Genomic DNA, 16,232 nt, shown 5'->3' on the forward strand with positions numbered 1-16,232 from the left:
ATTATCAGCATTTTAAAAAATGCTGTCCAGAAATGGAGCCTAAAAAAACTCTCGGCTGATGATGCAGAGAGTTTTTTTACAAATTTTTCAATTATCTCAAACATAAAGCTTTACTGTTGTGGAATAGTGAGCATATCGTTCGGGTAAATCATCGTGGAAGACAGATGGTTTGCTTTTATTAACTGGCTGACAGAGATGCCATTTGCGCGGGCAATAGCCCAAAGTGTGTCACCTTTTTTAATCGAATAACTCTGTGTCTGCTGCAGATTCAACTTTTGCCCTGGGAAAATCATACTGGTCGAGAGCTGATTCAGTTTTTCAATCTGCGAAACAGTAATGCCGTTGTCCCTTGATATCGCCCACAGTGTATCGCCTGTCTGAACGATGTAAGTTCCGCGTTTTGCCTTAGCAGACGGTGCTGAAGGGGCGTTTGTCTCAGCGGATACAGATGCTGTCTTCGCTGGCTGTACCGATGGTTTTGCAGCAGATTGCGATGTTTGATTGGTTGTCGTTGGTGCGGTCGTTGGTTGAGAAGTTGTGCTCTCTGAGCTTTGAGCCTGATTTGACTGAGCCGCAGGAGCACTGGCCTTCATCGACACCGGACTTGCAACCACTTGATTTGCCTGCGGAACCGAGTCACTGGTCAAGCGCCGCGCCGTCACATACCTCGGTGACCAATAACTTGATTCCCCTCCTCCTCCAAATATCTGCGTCTCTATAACTCCAGTGTTCTCGTTTTCCGAACTGATCATTCGATTGTTGCCGACATAAATACCGACATGGGTAATCCCGGTTCCATAGGTGTGAAAAAAGACCAGATCCCCCGGCTGAAGATCCTGTCTGCTGACATAAGTCCCATAACCAGCCTGTGCTGCCGCACTATGCGGCAGCGCGATACCTAATTGTGCAAATACTTTCATTGTAAAACCTGAGCAATCATTGGCTCCCCAAGTATACGCTTCGCCAATACCCTGCTTTGCAATGTCTGCAGGGTTCGGCAGCGAATCCGCCTTTGCCTGATGCAGACTCCCTGTTCCTGCAATAACCAGCCCGCCAGCCAGCGCCATGGACAAAATACTTTTTTTCATTTTTAAAGTCCTCCCCATTCGCACTCAGTAACTCTCTGAAACGCAAACCCTGATTCTTATGTAAAATGTATCTGGTAACGCTTCAACACCTCTTATGTTAGACCTGAATCTTATCAAAGCGATTACGCGAAAATGACAGAGATGCTACGTCTTCATTACAGCTCGATAATAATTCATCAAAAGAAAGTAAGCTAATTGAGTTTTTCCCTTAATTAACAGGTAATGACATTTTCCGTGTGCTTTCTCGCTCTTAGATTTCACGCTAATCCTGCATCGCCTGCGAAAATTAAAAAACCATGGAAATATGTCAGTGTCCGAGAACCATTGAATTTTAAAGCAGGAGAAAAAACGAACCCGGCAAAATCAAAAAAGTTTACCGGGTTCGTTTTCATTTCATCCTCTTATAGCACCGTTTACACGGAATGCACGAAAGAATCTTTTATTTAAAAAGCGTTTTTTGAAAGCCTTCCAGATGTAATTCACCCCATTCCTCTCTTAAGATCCCATACCCGATTGAATCAAAATATTCACCATTTACAATTCTTGCTTTTCTAAAACACGCTTCCTTTACATAGCCCAATTTCTCAGCTAACCGCATCATGCCAAAGTTGCCCGACCATGTTCTTAAATCTACTCTAACAATCTCAGGCATTGCTTTAAAAAGATAGTCAGTCCACAGGCCAAATGCCTCAAAACCTCTGCCATTCCCCCAATATTCCGGGTTGAAAATGGCGATGCCGGCCGATAACCAGTTCGTCTCCTCACTCTCCCAATACCAGCTTACGCGACCAAGAAGTTTATCTGTTTCTCTGTCAGCAATGGCTAAATCTTTTCTTGGTGCTTCTAATTGATGCGTCTTTATTTTCAGGCAAAGTTTTTTAACGAGCTGAACAACTTCATCCTTGGACATTCTAGGGTAATATGGGCCATCAAATTTTTGCCAGAATTGACCGGGCTGTCTCCAATAAATATAATCGTCGGCATCCTCCAGTTTCCAATCGCGAATGATAACCTTTTTCCCCTCAAGTTTTAACATAAATCTACCGCCTTCACTATGTACATTTAAATGCTTTCAAATTACCACGTCATTCCCGGAAAACTCTTTGCTTGATCACTCACGAATTGAAACCGGTTTTCTTATGAATCATGTTGTTTTTATATAATTTCACTCCATTCAGCCTGATTCTACTTTACCATTTTCTCCCTAAAAGCTGAATATTTTTTATATGGTTTTGTGCACAGATTATCAATAATCTTTTTTTCTTTGGCTGATGGACCGTCCGGTTGATCTAATAAAAATACACGCATTCTGTTTCTACCTGACATTTCAATGCTGGTGACTTGGCGATGTTGTGCCCCTATAACTGAACGCTTTGCAATATTTCAGGGAGCAAACGCAGAAGGTGTATAGTCTCAAAGTACTTGAGCCTTTTAAAGCCATTGAACATTGTGTTATTCATTCCAGGACAAGCAGAAATTCTGACCAAATGCTCTCCAAACCGCTTGAATGCCATTTTCTAAATTTTCTCGAACCGCAGATCGTCCTCCCTATCATTCCAAAAACTTTTTATAAATCATAGAAGCATCGAGAACATTGAATTGCAAGGTCTGATGATTGCCTCGCGCGCCCATCGTTACTAAAATGTATTCCCGATGGTCTTTTCTGGCAAGAGTAGCCAGGCATAGACCGGCTTCTTCCGTATATCCGGTTTTCCCGCCCGTAACGCTGATCCCGTCAAATTCGGGGTGAGTCATTTCTTGAAATAAAGTGCTGTACAGAGTCATACCATCAGGATGCAAATTGGTCGGTGGGATGATGTGCCGATGAGCTGTAAACAACTCGCGAAATGTATGATTTTTCAAGGCATATTTTAATAAAATAGCGATATCCCTTGCGGTCGTGTAATGATCGGCATCCTGCAACCCACTGTCATTAGCAAAATGGGTATTTCTCATGCCCAGCCCTGCTGCTTTTTGGTTCATCAGTTTTACAAAGGCTGCCTCCGATCCAGACACTGCTATCGCTAATCCTTGTGCAGCGTCCGCACCCGATGGGAGCATGGCCCCATAAAGTAAATCGGCAATCTTTAAGCGTTCATTTGGAAAAAATCCTGCTGTTGAAGCATCCATCTCCCGCAAATCTCGAAATACTCGATTTGATAAAGTCACACTAGCCTGAAGATCAGGAAGATGTTCAATGGCTACAATGACCGTCATGATTTTTGTTAAAGAAGCCGGATAAGCTTTTTCATCACCCGCTTTTTGATAGAGCACTCTGCCATTTGACAGATCCATCAGGACAGCGTTTGAACTGTATATGCCTGGCGACTGACTGGTGGAGGTACTTATGCCATTCGTTTGGTTTACCCCTTCTTTTTGAAATGTTGTGGATTTTCCAGCTTGAAATAGCTCCCATACGCAAAACGCAAAAACGACAGAAAGACAAAGTAACCCCATGAGCAATCTGCCCGATCTTTTCTTCGCCATAAAAAAACAGCTCCTTTCATAGTTTCATTGAACCATTTGTTGAGGAGTTGTTTATTAAGATCATCTTATTAAAACCTTAAGATTATTGGGGAAAAGACACAACAAACTCAGTAAAATGCTCATTGCTTGAAGCTGCAATCGTTCCCTGATGTTGTTCTACAATCTTTTTAGCAATGGCAAGCCCCAGTCCTGTACCTCCTGTATGGCTGGACCGTGCGGCATCAAGGCGATAAAATTTTTCAAAAATATGGTCGAGCTGCTGCCCTGATATCTTATCTCCTCTGTTTTTAAACGAAATATCTGTCCGCCCATCCCTTTTTTCAGCAGAAATCTCAATGGTACTATCCTCGTACCCATACGTTACCGCATTCTTAAGTAAATTATTGAAAACCCTAGCTAATTTGTTAGCGTCTCCTGTGATGACTAAATCATCTGACTGAACAACGGCTTTCATATTTTTGGGTTCAAAAATGGGATAAAACTCATCTGCCAATTGGTTAAGCATCAGAGAAATATTGATTTTATTCTGTTCCAACTCAATATTTTGAAGATTAAACCGTGTTATTTCAAAAAATTCATTAATCAAATCTTCCAATCGCAGCGCCTTATTAAGCGCTATGGCTGTGTATTTTTTCCTCTGTGCATCCGGCAGATCATCAGCCTCCTGAAGCAGGCTGAGATACCCGATCACGGATGTAAGTGGTGTTTTAAGATCATGAGCTAAATAAACGACCAAATCATTTTTCCTCTGTTCGCTTTCGGCAGCACTTTTTTTCCTTTCTATCAATATAGACTTCACCTTGTTCAGCTTGACCTGCATGGAAGAAAGCTCAGGTTTTAAAATAATCGGCTGCTCCGAATCAATCAGTAATTGATCCACACCTTTGCTGACTTGATCAAAATAGTGGACGACCTTCGTTAAAACTGCGGAGAGCGAGAACAGGAGCAGGATAAAATAGGCAACGATAAGTATTTCCACTTTATGAAAGACAAAAATCTGCTGGTAATAATAAATGGCGCTATATTCATTCATTGAGAAAAAGGTTTGAAAAAATGCTAAAACTGCATCCGCAAATGGTTTTTGAAAAATACCATCCACAAGAACCGTGCAAAGAAAAATTCCTGCCATTCCAGTCAACAAAATAGTAGCTAAAATTTGGACTAATATCCTTATTTTTAATTGTCTATAGTCACTTTTCAATTTTATAGCCCACCCCCCACACCGTTTGAATCAATCTTGGATTTCCAGCCGGTTCATTCATTTTTTCCCGCAAGTGCCGTATATGAACCATGACGGTATTGTTGCCATTTCCAAAATATTTTTCGCCCCACACTTCGTGGAAAATGCGTTCAGAACTGATCACCTGTCCTTTGTTTTCACACAATATCAGCAAAATAGAAAATTCAGTTGGGGTCAGGTGTAGTGGTTTTTCATTGAACAAACATTCATGCGTCCTCCTATTGAGGACAAGCCCGGAAAAATCAATAACATCCTGTCCCAGCTGAACATTATCATTGTATTTTATAAACCGGCGCAGCTGCGCTTTTACTCTTGCCAGCATCTCTAATGGACTGAACGGTTTGGTTATATAATCGTCGGCACCTAAGGTCAGACCGGTTATTTTATCCATTTCCTCAACCTTTGCAGTCAGCATGATCACCGGGAAGTTATATTTTTCGCGGATTTTTTGACAAACAGCCAACCCGTTGATTTCAGGGAGCATGATATCGAGAATAGCTAAATCAAGTCGGACTTTTTCAATACAATCCAGGGCTTCCTCTGCCCGATAAAATTTATAAACCTTATAATTTTCATTTTTTAAATACAATTCTACCAAGTCGGCAATTTCTCGCTCATCATCCACAACCAAAATATTTACATCCATCTCAACATACCCGCCTTCGAAACATATGCTCTTGCTATTATTTTACCAAGTAAAGCGCCGTCCTTAAAAATAATCTCTTAAGAATTACTTAAGATTATCTTAAATTTTTCAGAAAACATTGTGAAGGCTTAATATAAGTGTTAAATATTTCCTTTGAACAAGCGATTTTGTGACAATTGTGTAACTTCAGTACATCTCTTTTGAATCAGCAAAAAAAGAAAACTATGATAAATTTGATGCAAGGAATTCATCTGCAGGATTCAGGATGATTTTCCTGGTGTGCCAAAGGAGGAAACAAAATGTCAGAACAAACAGTTACAGCATCTTCATCAGGCACTTTTAAAATCGGCGGTGATCTGTCGGTCAATCGGCTCGGTTATGGAACGATGCAGCTGACCGGCCCCGGTATCTGGGGAGATCCGAAAGATCCCGATGAAGCGGTACGCGTGCTTCAGAAAGCTATTGATCTCGGTGTTAATTTTATTGATACAGCTGATGTTTATGGTCCTTACGTTGCCAACGAATTCGTTAAAAAAGCGCTCCACCCTTATCCGGATGATCTGGTGATCGCAACCAAGGTAGGGTTTACTCGTCAGGGACCGGACAGATGGATACCTGTCGGCCGGCCGGAATATCTTCGGCAGCAGGTCGAAATGAATCTGCGCACTCTAGGTGTCGATCGCATTGATCTTCTTCAGTTACATCGGATTGATCCCAAAGTTCCACTGGCCGATCAGATCGGTGAATTGGCACTAATGAAGATGGAAGGAAAAATCCACCACATCGGACTGAGCCAGGTCAGTGTTGGCGAGCTTCAGGCAGCTAATGAAATTACGCCGATCGTCTCCGTTCAGAACCTTTATAATTTGGCAAAACGAGATTCAGAATTGATCCTGAATTACTGTGAGAAACATCAGATCGGTTTCATTCCTTGGTTCCCGCTCGCCACGGGCGCTCTGGCAAAAGAAGGCGGACCGCTGGATCAGATTGCAAAGAAATATGATGCAAAACCGGCTCAGATTGCCCTTGCCTGGCTGCTGAAGCGATCACCGGTCATCCTTCCGATCCCCGGAACATCTTCTGTCGCTCATGTCAAAGAAAATATCGCTGCAGCCGGAATCAAACTGAGCGATGAAGATTTTCAGGCTCTTTCTGCGGCTGTGTAATCGGGTTTTCAATCGAAGTATTCTGAATGAAAATTTTATGAAAAAGGAACTTTTCACTATGAGGAAAAGTTCCTTTTTCTTGTTTCTACTTAACGATAGTTAGGTTGAAACAAGTTGAGTGATAAATAACTAAAATGAAACGGGAGCACGCAGCCATTTATTATGGTAAAATTAACTAAATTGCGTTTGAATCCAATCGAACAGGATGATTTTCTCAATGAAGTCAGATTTAAAAACACCCAAAGTCTTAGCGGCTATTTCTTTGATTTTACTGATAATCTTTCTTATCTCGCTGCTAATCTTTGACCTCACAATGGAGCACAACACCGCCTTACGCACATTGATCATTAATATATATAATCATGATCCCAAGGTACAAAGAGATGCGGCAAACGGCGCTTTGACGATTACGGCAGAACAATTTGCGGCAAATACGATCATTTACTTAAAAAAGGCATTAATCTATTCCATAAGTTTTTTATTAGTCATGTGTGCCATGAATGGGGCGGGAATTTTCTGCATAAAACGTTATCCACGGGGTTCCGCAGTTATTTTTATTATAAATGGAATGCTATTAATTTTTACAGCGATCATCCCTGCCTTATTAATTCCGGTTGGCCTGATCCTTTTGAGGCGAACAAAAAAAGCGATTGTCTGACCGCAACCGTTATTCGTGCTCTGCAGGATGGCCTTTCATTGATTCACTTGACCACTCTTGCCGACCGCAGTACAATGTAACAGCTGACAGTTTACAACTAATGCCGTTTAAGTCTTGTTACATCATCGGAAAGTAGCTCAGCTTGGTAGAGCACATGGCTGGGGGCCATGTGGTCGCAGGTTCAAATCCTGTCTTTCCGATAAACAGTTTTATTGAGGAAAATTTGAAGATCCCCTAGAGAAAAATCACTTAACGTTCATTGGCAGAGCGTTTGATAGTTTCTCTGGCCTCCAAGCAGGTACAATCGAGTAGATGACTTGGAGGTCCTTTTTTATGCTGATTTCATTATTTCGTAGGAAAATATTAATATAATCTCAACACGATTCTAAAACGTAGCCCTCTCTTTCAATATAGAGCTGTTCTCTACTAATACCTGACTTTTTCCATTAATTTCATGCAGGAAATCAGCATCTTTTGCAGAATTATGTAGTAAAAAGGAGATGGTTTTATGGCTGAGCCAAAGTGCCCGGAGTGTGGAATCGTCGGCATGGATCACATTGTCTCTGAGAAGAGTATTCAGAGCAGCCCGATAGGTGATCCATGGTTCAATGTAGCATTCTGTGATCAGTGCGGTCATATCTATGGCGTCTTCGCAAAGACTGTGAATCATCCTTCTTCAACAATTCCACCGGTACCGAAACATTATTTTACCCGATCATGATCGAAGGGCACCCATTCAGGTGCCCTTCTGCTTTGATTGATTCGCATTAAAACCGGAAAAAATTTTTTACTTTACAGGCAGACCTGTCGAGGGGTCAAGGAAAAGTTTCCTAGTTTTTGACCCTTGTCCGAAATGGGCATATTTTCGATTGAACCAGCAATGGCTCTTGTACCGGGGTTCGCTGCAAATCCTGGTTCTCCGGATGTTTTGTTTGCCACGTTCGGATAGGTTCCGAAATAGGGATCAAACGAAATATTTTCATCGAATAATACAATAAGACGCTTGATCGGCGTTGTCATCCTGATTTTTAAACCGCTCACCGAAAATGTCTTCAGAACAGAACGATCTGCGGCCATCGGGCTTGCGTCTTCGAAAGAATAAAAACTATGCCGGTCCAATTTCATTTGATTTTCATGAAAAAGAATTTTACACCATCTCCTACTCCCTCACCAATCGGTATGAATAACCGAGTTTCGTCTTAACGTCCTTCTTAAAACCGCATTTTTCAAAAAGTCCTTGCGACGCGGTATTGTAGCTGTATATTTCCCGGACATGAAGTTCTTTTAATCCCTGATCGTACGCCCTTTCAATCAGAGTCTGAATGACCTGAAAACCAATGCCTTTTCCCCGTAAACCGGCGTCGCCAATGACAATCGGCAAATCACGGATCGCAAGCGTAACATCGCCAATCGCCTGAAAAAGGTTGTCCTTTTTATATTCAATATAATAAAGCTCTCCCAAATCATTCAGAGCAGCATACATACGCGACAGAGTTTCCTCACTGTACGGTTTTCTACCTGGTCCGTCGACAAACCGGAGCATTTTCTCATCCTGATACCACCCTAAAGCTTGCGGAATAATTCCATTAAATTTTCTCAGCCGCAGCTGTTCAGAAATGAAAAGAAAATCCGGCTGATTTTCTTTGAATATATTCATGGCGGGATCCACCTTCGTGCACGATTAAAAAATAATGTTCACAATATTTGTGTGGAAATGAGACATTTTTCATTAAACATTACGTGAACCGTAGAGTTTATCAGTTTCGAAGCAAGTTTAAACATAACAGGTATGAGCAAAAGGATACATAATGCCATAATTATTGTCCCTAACAACAATCCACTTATCGAGATGAATCGATACTGAATGCTTCTAATGATCATTATTGTGTGGATTGGAATAATTAAGGAGAGACCTGTCATTAAACCGGGAGAATACTTTTTTTCGACAATCGTCAAAAGCAGATGTGGAAAAATGACGTTTAGCATCATTATGGCAAGAAAGCCAAAGTAAGCATATTTTACTATCGAATTTTGCGGATAAAAAAGGAACATAGCAGTGATGAAATAAGCAGCGGCGGTCACTGCAATGACAGCAAATAAAAACTGATCTTGTGTAATAGCTTTGTGCCGCTGCATCTTTGAATCCATTGTCATTTGAATCAACCAGATTCCCTCTTCCGTATTATGCAGAGAGATGGTGAATAAAAAAAGCAGAAAGATTGATGTATGCAAAATAACGGAACTCCTCCCTGTTTAATACTTTTTTCTGTTTGCTTAACTTATCAACCTCTGATGCCCCCACGGCAATACGTATTTCGTTCAAAAAATTTACAGTAAGGGGAAAACATTAATGATCGGTTCCTCATATGGATGAACGCTTTTAATAACCCTTTTCACATCGCCAATGCTTTCGTAGGGACATCTGAACTCCATTTTACATTCTGAACCTGAGGAAATTTTACCAACTTCTCCATCGTACGGATTTGCTCCTTCCAAAGGTCTCCAGTATCCCCTCACTTCTGAATAAGATAGGACATGATCATACTTTCCAACCTTAAGAACACCCATCTCATTCAATCGGTTTCTCAGTTTCACAATAAATACTTCTGGAATCAGCACTTCAACCTTGCAGTTTTTAATAGTCATTTTTTCTCTCCCATTCATCATCTATTATTTAATTCCTTCAGCATGCTGCGCAGCAAGGGGGCAGACAATGTTAATCCATATTCTTCTTGAATTTTTTCCAACCACTCGCATACGTCCTTTTTACTCCATGAATTCCTGAAACTGAATACACAGCAGCCCAAAGAAACATACCGGCAATGCACGCAAACTTGTCCCAAAAATGACCGGTACAGGCCTCTTTTAACAAGATATTTTGCTTATTCTCGTCCCGTTCTTGAAAGGCTTCAGTAAATGATCGGAAGGATTTTTTCTTTCGGGCGATTGATTCCGCACTGTTCCAGTCATAATGGTTAATCCTTTCGTCCATTGAAAGGAAATGGGCAAGTCCTTCATCAAAAAGTAAAAAATCCATTTTCTCCTGATAAGGCGCAGCACGGTTTTCCGGATAATCCTGATGCAGCAAAATATGTACACATTCATGCGTCAGCATCGCCCTGACAATTTCCGAAGCACGATGCCAGCCGTAGCGGGTAAATCTGATTAAATCAAAAACAATCACTTCTCTATGGTCGGCATCCTCTCTGACCATTGCTTCATAGGGATACGGGCAGCCTACAACTAATTGAATAGAAATTGTGCTCAGCCGCTGTTCTGATTCCGGAAACAGTTCATTCCAGATTTCATAATTAAACGGGACAAATGATTGAATCTCTTTATAGACGCTATTTCGAATTTCCAGGACTTTGGAAGATAAGTTTTTGTCCGGTTCTTCAAACAAATAATGGCCTTCTTCTATTTCAGAAAAAATCCATGAATCAGAATAATTTTGAGATGGAACCTCTTTTAAATAATCATCCACAATCGTAGCGTCTATTTTCAAGACTTACACCTTCCGACTTTACCTTTTAAAGAATCTTGAAAGATTATGTCAAGCGCACCTTTTCCTGTCTTATAAGCCAGCTCATCTTCCTTATATCCAAAAAAATTCATATAAAAGTCCTGGTTCCATGTCTCCATTCCTGTATCGGGAATGATCAAATTACTTACTTCTCGTCGTTGATGTACTTTGGCCTAGTCTCATCAGAAGATCAAATGATCAGGAAAGTTTCTGTGCATCTCTTTGATTTACTTCTTGAATGGCCTTTATCAGTAATTGTTTATTGAAATCAGGAAAATAGACATCGGTAAACCATAATTCCGTTTTGTCCAATTGCCATAATAAAAAATTGCTTAATCGCTTCTCTCCGCCGGTTCGGATAAACAGATCCGGACTGGGCAGGTTTTTTGTAAACAAATGTTTTTCAATCGTTTCTTCATTGATACCATCAACAGACATGGCCGAGTTGCACACCTCACTAATTATTGTCTTAGCCACAGTGAGAATCTCATTTTTCCCTCCATAATTCAATGCGAAGTTGACAGTAAGTTTATCATTATTCTTCGTCTTCTCCGCCGCAATCTCCACAGCCTTTCGTGTTGGTTCCGGAAGCCCATTTATATTGCCCGAAAAAATCAACTTAATATCCTTCTGAATAAATTTTGATAGTTTTGTATGCAAAAATTTTACGGGCAGTTTCATAAGATCATCCACTTCAGCTTTTGGACGTTTCCAGTTCTCTGTAGAAAAAACGTATAGAGTTAGTATTTTGATATTCAATTCCAGCGCTGCATCTATTGTTCTTTCCAAAGCCTGGGCACCAGCAAAATGACCCTGGCTTCTTGTCATTCCTCTTTGTTTTCCCCATCGTCCGTTGCCATCCATCATGATGGCAACGTGGGTTGGCATGCGATTCAAGTGATTCGTCCTCCCCTATTCACATAAACTGACAAGAGTGATGCCTAATTACAAATAAAGAGATTTCATTTTGCTGTTGCACGTAAAATTTCGAGCTGCACAAGTAAGCTGATTTATATTAGATTTCTTTAAGAAGTTTTTGATACGCCCCGTATGCGTCTTTTCCTTGAAACAGTACCTTAATAAATCCCTCTTTTCTATACAGATTTCTTGCAACGAGATTATCTATATCGACTCCAATTGACATTTCTTGATACCCTAAATCTCTGGCATAATCAATAAGAAAGTTTATAATTTGACTTCCGATCCCTTGATTTCTAAATGCCTCTTTTACTATTAATCTGGATAAATAAATTCGTTTGCCTTTTATTGTGTAATCGGAATCATTCATATCAAAAACTAAAGAACCCTCACCAATAAATTCATTATTCTTTACGTAGACAAAGGTGACTCTATTCCCAGTGATCAATTCATTGTAGAATTGATCAGCTAATTTTTGTTGCTTTTTCATATCCCAAATGTTATTGCACTTAAAAAACTCATCTACCTCCATTTTTCTAATGTCGAGTTGTTTCAAGCTATTCCCCCCTTTCTATCCTATACTTCTTACCGGATTAACGAGCTGATTACAGTTCTTGAAGTTTTTTCTCTATGCGTTTAATTATTTGTGTCACATATTCTTGGCTATGGGGAACCCATTCATTAATTGAAATAAGTTTTTCAACCGCTTTCTTCTGACTGCGGGTTTCATCGAATCCCGATGCCTTTATGAAATCCGTGTGATTTGAAAGATGTGTCTTAAACTCGGACAGGGATATTTTGTATAATCCTGAAACCTCTTCTTCCTGGAACTTAAAATCTTTAATTTGAAAGTGATTTACATAAATATATATATGACAAAATTCACGATCAATAAAGTTTGAGGTGATCATCTCATCCTTGACTATGCCCAGTGAGATAAGATCATCTATTTCAATGGGTATGCCTAATTCTTCACGAACTTCACGGATGCCTTCACGATCGGATTCATCACATTTAATATATCCGGCTGCCGTTATATCATATAGATCGGGAAAGTCCCGTTTTTCATGGCATCTTTGTTGAAAATAAATAAACCAACCTCCTTCTGTGTTTTTTTCGACAAACCAGCAATGAAATGTTTCATGCCAGTATCCTTTTTCGTGAATCTCTTTTCTGGATTTGATTCCAATAAAACCGCCGCCCACATTGAAAGCTTTTAATTTTTCATCCGACATGTTTACTGAATCTCCAATGCTGTCTTTTGCTTTAGATCCATATATGATTCGGCTAACCAAGGGTGGATTACTTTTAATTTATCTTTTTGTTCCCAGAGATAATCAATATATGAAAATGCCCCTTGCTCCAATGAAACTGTCAATGATTTCTTTAATACTTCAATATATGGAGGCGTTCCAGTTTGATCCCATTCAATTTTATCGGCCACAAAAACAATGAGTTCCAAGAGAGATGGATCTTTTTTTAACGTTGTATGACACTCAATCGCATTCAATATTGCTGGATCGTGTACTTGAAACAATTCCCTTGCCATCACTTTTGAAATTTTTTGATGAATAATCATCGGAAAAGCCTTTTCTTCTTCTAAAATATCTATTCCTAGCTGCTTTGCAATATAAAGACGTTGATGGGCGGGGAATACTGCACTAATATCATGTAAAATGCCGGCTATTTCTGCTTTTTTCTCAGAACTGTGATACCTTTGTGCTAATCTTTTTGATTCTAAGCTAACACGTTTTGAATGTTCAGCTGTTTCAGTTAAATGATGAGTCTTTAAAAATTCATAAGCATCGGTAACAATATGCCCGGTAAAGGTAAAGTTTCGGACTAATTCAGTGAATTCTTCTTCCATAATCATCACCTGAGTTCTCTTCTTCTCAATCAAAATAAGCTACGAATATCCTTCGTTCGTTGAAATCTCTTATCATATGGACATTCTTATAGTAAATTAGGCTGACCGACCGTCAGTCGCCCCATATTAATTGATTACAAAACGCTATTTTGGATGTTTCGGATTTTTTAATGTCTCCAATGGCGTAGCATTGACTGTATTTTTTTATAGCTTTTTCAATTTCAGATTGTTTGTTTTTAGCACAGACAATAACCATTCCAACGCCGCAGTTGAATGTGCGCAGCATTTCTGGATCGTCGATATTGCCCCACTGTTTAAGCAACTTGAATAAAGGCAAAGTCTTAATTCTGGATAAATCAATTTTGGCAGATAAACCATCAGGAATGACTCGTGAAAGATTGCCTTCAATACCTCCTCCGGTAATATGCGCCATTCCCGAAATTCCGCCCACTTCCAGGGCTTCCTGTACTCCACGGCAATAAGAAGTGTGAGGCGCCATAATGCTCTCAATAAATGTATGATCATCTATTTTTTGTTTCAAGATGTCAGGCTTTTTTTCCATAAGATAACGAACGAGAGAGTATCCGTTGGTATGGATACCATTGGAGGCCAAAGCAATAACTACATCGCCTTCCTTAATATGCGAACCATCAATGATGTTCTCCTTATCGACAATTCCTGCAACACTGGAAGTAAGCACGCTGGTTCCGTCTTTAATGATTCCGGGCTGAATGGAAGTCTCTCCACCTACTAAAGAACAATTGTTATCCTTACATGCATCTGACATCCCTTTTACAAGCGAATGAATCACCTGATCATCAGACTGTCCGGAGACAATGACATCCAAAACCGCCATCGGACGTGCACCCATCACAATAATGTCATTGACCAAATGATTAATCATGTCATGACAAAGAGATTCTATGTAACCATATTCAAAGGCAAGTTTCTGCTTAGATCCTGGTTCCTCTACTTTCAGTACCAACACAGGATGCTTTATTTCATCAAATTGAAGATCATAAAGCGAGGCAAAAGCGCCAAGACGATTCAGTACCCGAGTATCTTCCGTACGAAGTTGTTCACTCATGCCCCTCTTGATCTCATCGGTCTGTGCAATATCAACCCCCGCGGCTTTATAAGAAATTTCATGCTCCAATTTATCCGGCAAGTTATTTCCCCCTCAGTTAGATAGAATATTATTAATTCAACGATATGAAATAATTCTTTAGATATTGTAGAAATACGGATTAAATTTGTGCTCAAGTCTAATTAACTGCTCCTCCTCTTCTTTTTTCAGCAGTGATTTCTCTTTCATTCTCATGTACAGACATCGTATAAAATGTTTCATGTTTACTCTTTTCGTTAAGTTTACTCTGTTTACTACGGAATAGACGGGTACTTCTGCCGAATCTTGTATGTCGATCTTTTTCAGCCATTCCAACAAATCAGCCGCAGAAACTTTTTTAAATTCCACCATTGCAAGTGCAGGGATAGCAATCCGTTCGTCTTCTTCTGCATCAAAAACAAAAGGGGCATTTTGCAGCAAAGTCTGAAGGCCGTCCCACAATATCCTGCATTCATCAAAACCCACAAAGCGGCTCCTGACACATTCATCAAGAGCGTCACTCATATGTGCCGGAGCATGTGCCCAGCCTTTTCCTTCTACAAAACTCCGATAATCTTTTTCCAGCTTACAATAATGTATTAATTGATTCATTGTTTCTCGAAATTCAACTTTAGTCAGGAATTTATCCTGATTATCACGAAACAGTATCAGCGCGATGAGCAACGATGAAAATGTTCTTAAAAAAACACTGTCATTTCCTGATTCTCCAATTTTGAAATAAAGCATGTTTTCTGACGTGGCTTGTCCAAGGATTTCCTTCAACTGATCGCTATCAAGAAAATGTTTTTCTAACAACCATTTTGACAATATGGTATAGCCCAACGCATCGCGCAATTCCCCGTCAGGTGAACGCAATGAACACATCACAAGTTGGACTGCTTCAAGTTCGCTTAGCTCATTGGGCAGACGATAAGCATTCTGGCGAATTTCTAACAACTGATTTTTTAGTTCCATAGCCAACATCTCTCTCTACCGTATTTAACGTTATGTAGTACAATTGAATTTGCTCGCCGTTCCCATTTGCAGTATGATAATGAACAAATATGTAATATTTAAATTGTTAGCTCAAGAAGTGGAAGCAATAAACTAGATGGAACAGTAGATGGGCTCTCCCCTATTCGAACTGCTCCATGTTTAACGTAAAACCCTTCTGCAAAAGGATCACTTTTAATAATTATCCGTTTAGCATGTAAGTCTCCTGCCAGCCGAACTGCATGCTCCCATAACTTTTTCCCACATCCGTGACCGATTTCAGACGGAGTTACAAAAATCCAAACTAAATCAAACGTATTGGGTTGTCTTTTCGCTTTCAATTCAATGATTTGTCCGCCATTTATATAGAATAAACACATTTTGATCATAAATTTTATGAGGTGGAATCGTTAGATCTTTTTTTGCGGGTTCCCTATATTCATTGCTATATCCCTAGTATCCTTTTGACTTAAATACAATGTCACTCAAAATCCTTGCTTCGTTTTCTTTGGCACGGCGAATTTCCATCTTTTTATCTCCA

The 16,232-nt window shown here is 40.0% G+C and carries 20 protein-coding genes and 1 tRNA gene; 4 read left to right on the plus strand and 17 right to left on the minus strand.

The genetic code is table 11. The features are described from left to right. Positions 1-110: 110 nt before the first annotated feature. From COP04_RS12255 to vanR, 5 genes are all read right to left on the minus strand, one after another. On the minus strand, positions 111-1,088 hold the full coding sequence (locus COP04_RS12255) for a C40 family peptidase (protein WP_100488284.1): 978 nt from the start codon (positions 1,086-1,088) through the stop codon (positions 111-113). 439 nt (positions 1,089-1,527) lie between these two features. Then, complete coding sequence (locus COP04_RS12260) at positions 1,528-2,124, minus strand: GNAT family N-acetyltransferase (RefSeq protein ID WP_100488285.1); 597 nt, start codon at positions 2,122-2,124, stop codon at positions 1,528-1,530. 515 nt (positions 2,125-2,639) lie between these two features. Beyond that, positions 2,640-3,575 carry a D-alanyl-D-alanine carboxypeptidase family protein gene (locus COP04_RS12265; protein WP_100488286.1) on the minus strand — a complete coding sequence of 312 codons (936 nt, stop codon included), beginning with the start codon at positions 3,573-3,575 and terminating at the stop codon, positions 2,640-2,642. A gap of 82 nt (positions 3,576-3,657) precedes the next feature. Next, positions 3,658-4,776: a sensor histidine kinase gene (locus tag COP04_RS12270; RefSeq protein ID WP_100488287.1), complete on the minus strand. Its 1,119-nt coding sequence runs from the start codon at positions 4,774-4,776 to the stop codon at positions 3,658-3,660. After that, positions 4,766-5,461, minus strand: a complete 696-nt coding sequence (gene vanR, locus COP04_RS12275) for a VanR-ABDEGLN family response regulator transcription factor (protein WP_100488288.1) — start codon at positions 5,459-5,461, stop codon at positions 4,766-4,768. Before vanR ends, COP04_RS12270 begins: the two co-directional genes overlap by 11 nt. Positions 5,462-5,760: 299 nt before the next feature. On the opposite strand from vanR, the gene COP04_RS12280 reads away from it, so the two are divergent. From COP04_RS12280 to COP04_RS12295, 4 genes are all read left to right on the plus strand, one after another. Next, entirely contained in the window at positions 5,761-6,627 is an 867-nt protein-coding gene (locus tag COP04_RS12280) for an aldo/keto reductase (RefSeq protein WP_100488289.1), read from the plus strand. Positions 6,628-6,844: 217 nt separating this feature from the next. Next, positions 6,845-7,285, plus strand: a complete 441-nt coding sequence (locus COP04_RS12285; protein ID WP_157800282.1) for a DUF4064 domain-containing protein — start codon at positions 6,845-6,847, stop codon at positions 7,283-7,285. 126 nt (positions 7,286-7,411) lie between these two features. Next, a tRNA-Pro gene (locus COP04_RS12290) sits at positions 7,412-7,485 on the plus strand. Between the two features lie 308 nt (positions 7,486-7,793). Continuing rightward, positions 7,794-8,006: a transcriptional regulator gene (locus COP04_RS12295; protein ID WP_100488291.1), complete on the plus strand. Its 213-nt coding sequence runs from the start codon at positions 7,794-7,796 to the stop codon at positions 8,004-8,006. 71 nt (positions 8,007-8,077) lie between these two features. Here COP04_RS12295 and COP04_RS12300 read toward each other — a convergent pair whose 3' ends face one another. From COP04_RS12300 to COP04_RS20790, 12 genes are all read right to left on the minus strand, one after another. Then, positions 8,078-8,362, minus strand: coding sequence for a hypothetical protein (locus COP04_RS12300; protein WP_162297060.1), 285 nt, complete (start codon positions 8,360-8,362; stop codon positions 8,078-8,080). A gap of 82 nt (positions 8,363-8,444) precedes the next feature. Next, positions 8,445-8,942, minus strand: a complete 498-nt coding sequence (locus tag COP04_RS12305) for a GNAT family N-acetyltransferase (protein WP_100488293.1) — start codon at positions 8,940-8,942, stop codon at positions 8,445-8,447. A 38-nt stretch (positions 8,943-8,980) separates the two neighbouring features. Next, complete coding sequence (locus COP04_RS12310; RefSeq protein ID WP_157800283.1) at positions 8,981-9,517, minus strand: HXXEE domain-containing protein; 537 nt, start codon at positions 9,515-9,517, stop codon at positions 8,981-8,983. 96 nt (positions 9,518-9,613) lie between these two features. Beyond that, positions 9,614-9,931 carry a YqfO family protein gene (locus COP04_RS12315; protein WP_100488295.1) on the minus strand — a complete coding sequence of 106 codons (318 nt, stop codon included), beginning with the start codon at positions 9,929-9,931 and terminating at the stop codon, positions 9,614-9,616. 70 nt (positions 9,932-10,001) lie between these two features. Next, on the minus strand, positions 10,002-10,790 hold the full coding sequence (locus tag COP04_RS12320; RefSeq protein WP_100488296.1) for a hypothetical protein: 789 nt from the start codon (positions 10,788-10,790) through the stop codon (positions 10,002-10,004). Between the two features lie 216 nt (positions 10,791-11,006). After that, complete coding sequence (gene uppS, locus COP04_RS12325; protein WP_100489667.1) at positions 11,007-11,696, minus strand: polyprenyl diphosphate synthase; 690 nt, start codon at positions 11,694-11,696, stop codon at positions 11,007-11,009. 127 nt (positions 11,697-11,823) lie between these two features. Beyond that, a complete protein-coding gene (locus COP04_RS12330) occupies positions 11,824-12,282 on the minus strand; it encodes a GNAT family N-acetyltransferase (RefSeq protein ID WP_239984853.1) in 459 nt (152 codons plus the stop codon). Positions 12,283-12,331: 49 nt separating this feature from the next. Further along, positions 12,332-12,961 (minus strand): NUDIX hydrolase, encoded by a 630-nt coding sequence (locus COP04_RS12335; RefSeq protein ID WP_100488297.1) that lies wholly within the window; start codon positions 12,959-12,961, stop codon positions 12,332-12,334. A gap of 2 nt (positions 12,962-12,963) precedes the next feature. Beyond that, positions 12,964-13,593 (minus strand): bis(5'-nucleosyl)-tetraphosphatase (symmetrical) YqeK, encoded by a 630-nt coding sequence (gene yqeK / locus COP04_RS12340; protein WP_420852791.1) that lies wholly within the window; start codon positions 13,591-13,593, stop codon positions 12,964-12,966. Between the two features lie 112 nt (positions 13,594-13,705). Beyond that, complete coding sequence (gene purM, locus COP04_RS12345; RefSeq protein ID WP_239984854.1) at positions 13,706-14,761, minus strand: phosphoribosylformylglycinamidine cyclo-ligase; 1,056 nt, start codon at positions 14,759-14,761, stop codon at positions 13,706-13,708. A 57-nt stretch (positions 14,762-14,818) separates the two neighbouring features. Further along, entirely contained in the window at positions 14,819-15,673 is an 855-nt protein-coding gene (locus COP04_RS12350; RefSeq protein ID WP_157800284.1) for a DUF2785 domain-containing protein, read from the minus strand. Between the two features lie 98 nt (positions 15,674-15,771). Beyond that, entirely contained in the window at positions 15,772-16,080 is a 309-nt protein-coding gene (locus COP04_RS20790) for a GNAT family N-acetyltransferase (protein WP_100488300.1), read from the minus strand. Positions 16,081-16,232: the final 152 nt, after the last annotated feature.

Origin of the sequence: Sporolactobacillus pectinivorans (assembly GCF_002802965.1) — a bacterium.
GTDB classification, from domain to species: Bacteria; Bacillota; Bacilli; order Bacillales; family Sporolactobacillaceae; genus Sporolactobacillus; species Sporolactobacillus pectinivorans.

What these genes read in the sequence shown, in the direction of transcription:
- COP04_RS12260 (WP_100488285.1), bottom strand. Translation starts at nt 2,124, where the DNA reads ATGTTAAAACTTGAGGGGAAAAAGGTTATCATTCGCGATTGGAAACTG.
- COP04_RS12350 (WP_157800284.1), bottom strand. Translation starts at nt 15,673, where the DNA reads ATGGAACTAAAAAATCAGTTGTTAGAAATTCGCCAGAATGCTTATCGT.
- COP04_RS12255 (WP_100488284.1), bottom strand. Translation starts at nt 1,088, where the DNA reads ATGAAAAAAAGTATTTTGTCCATGGCGCTGGCTGGCGGGCTGGTTATT.
- COP04_RS12335 (WP_100488297.1), bottom strand. Translation starts at nt 12,961, where the DNA reads ATGTCGGATGAAAAATTAAAAGCTTTCAATGTGGGCGGCGGTTTTATT.
- COP04_RS20790 (WP_100488300.1), bottom strand. Translation starts at nt 16,080, where the DNA reads ATGATCAAAATGTGTTTATTCTATATAAATGGCGGACAAATCATTGAA.
- yqeK (WP_420852791.1), bottom strand. Translation starts at nt 13,593, where the DNA reads ATGGAAGAAGAATTCACTGAATTAGTCCGAAACTTTACCTTTACCGGG.
- COP04_RS12280 (WP_100488289.1), top strand. Translation starts at nt 5,761, where the DNA reads ATGTCAGAACAAACAGTTACAGCATCTTCATCAGGCACTTTTAAAATC.
- uppS (WP_100489667.1), bottom strand. Translation starts at nt 11,696, where the DNA reads ATGCCAACCCACGTTGCCATCATGATGGATGGCAACGGACGATGGGGA.
- COP04_RS12315 (WP_100488295.1), bottom strand. Translation starts at nt 9,931, where the DNA reads ATGACTATTAAAAACTGCAAGGTTGAAGTGCTGATTCCAGAAGTATTT.
- COP04_RS12295 (WP_100488291.1), top strand. Translation starts at nt 7,794, where the DNA reads ATGGCTGAGCCAAAGTGCCCGGAGTGTGGAATCGTCGGCATGGATCAC.
- COP04_RS12285 (WP_157800282.1), top strand. Translation starts at nt 6,845, where the DNA reads ATGAAGTCAGATTTAAAAACACCCAAAGTCTTAGCGGCTATTTCTTTG.
- COP04_RS12300 (WP_162297060.1), bottom strand. Translation starts at nt 8,362, where the DNA reads ATGGCCGCAGATCGTTCTGTTCTGAAGACATTTTCGGTGAGCGGTTTA.
- vanR (WP_100488288.1), bottom strand. Translation starts at nt 5,461, where the DNA reads ATGGATGTAAATATTTTGGTTGTGGATGATGAGCGAGAAATTGCCGAC.
- COP04_RS12305 (WP_100488293.1), bottom strand. Translation starts at nt 8,942, where the DNA reads ATGAATATATTCAAAGAAAATCAGCCGGATTTTCTTTTCATTTCTGAA.
- COP04_RS12265 (WP_100488286.1), bottom strand. Translation starts at nt 3,575, where the DNA reads ATGGCGAAGAAAAGATCGGGCAGATTGCTCATGGGGTTACTTTGTCTT.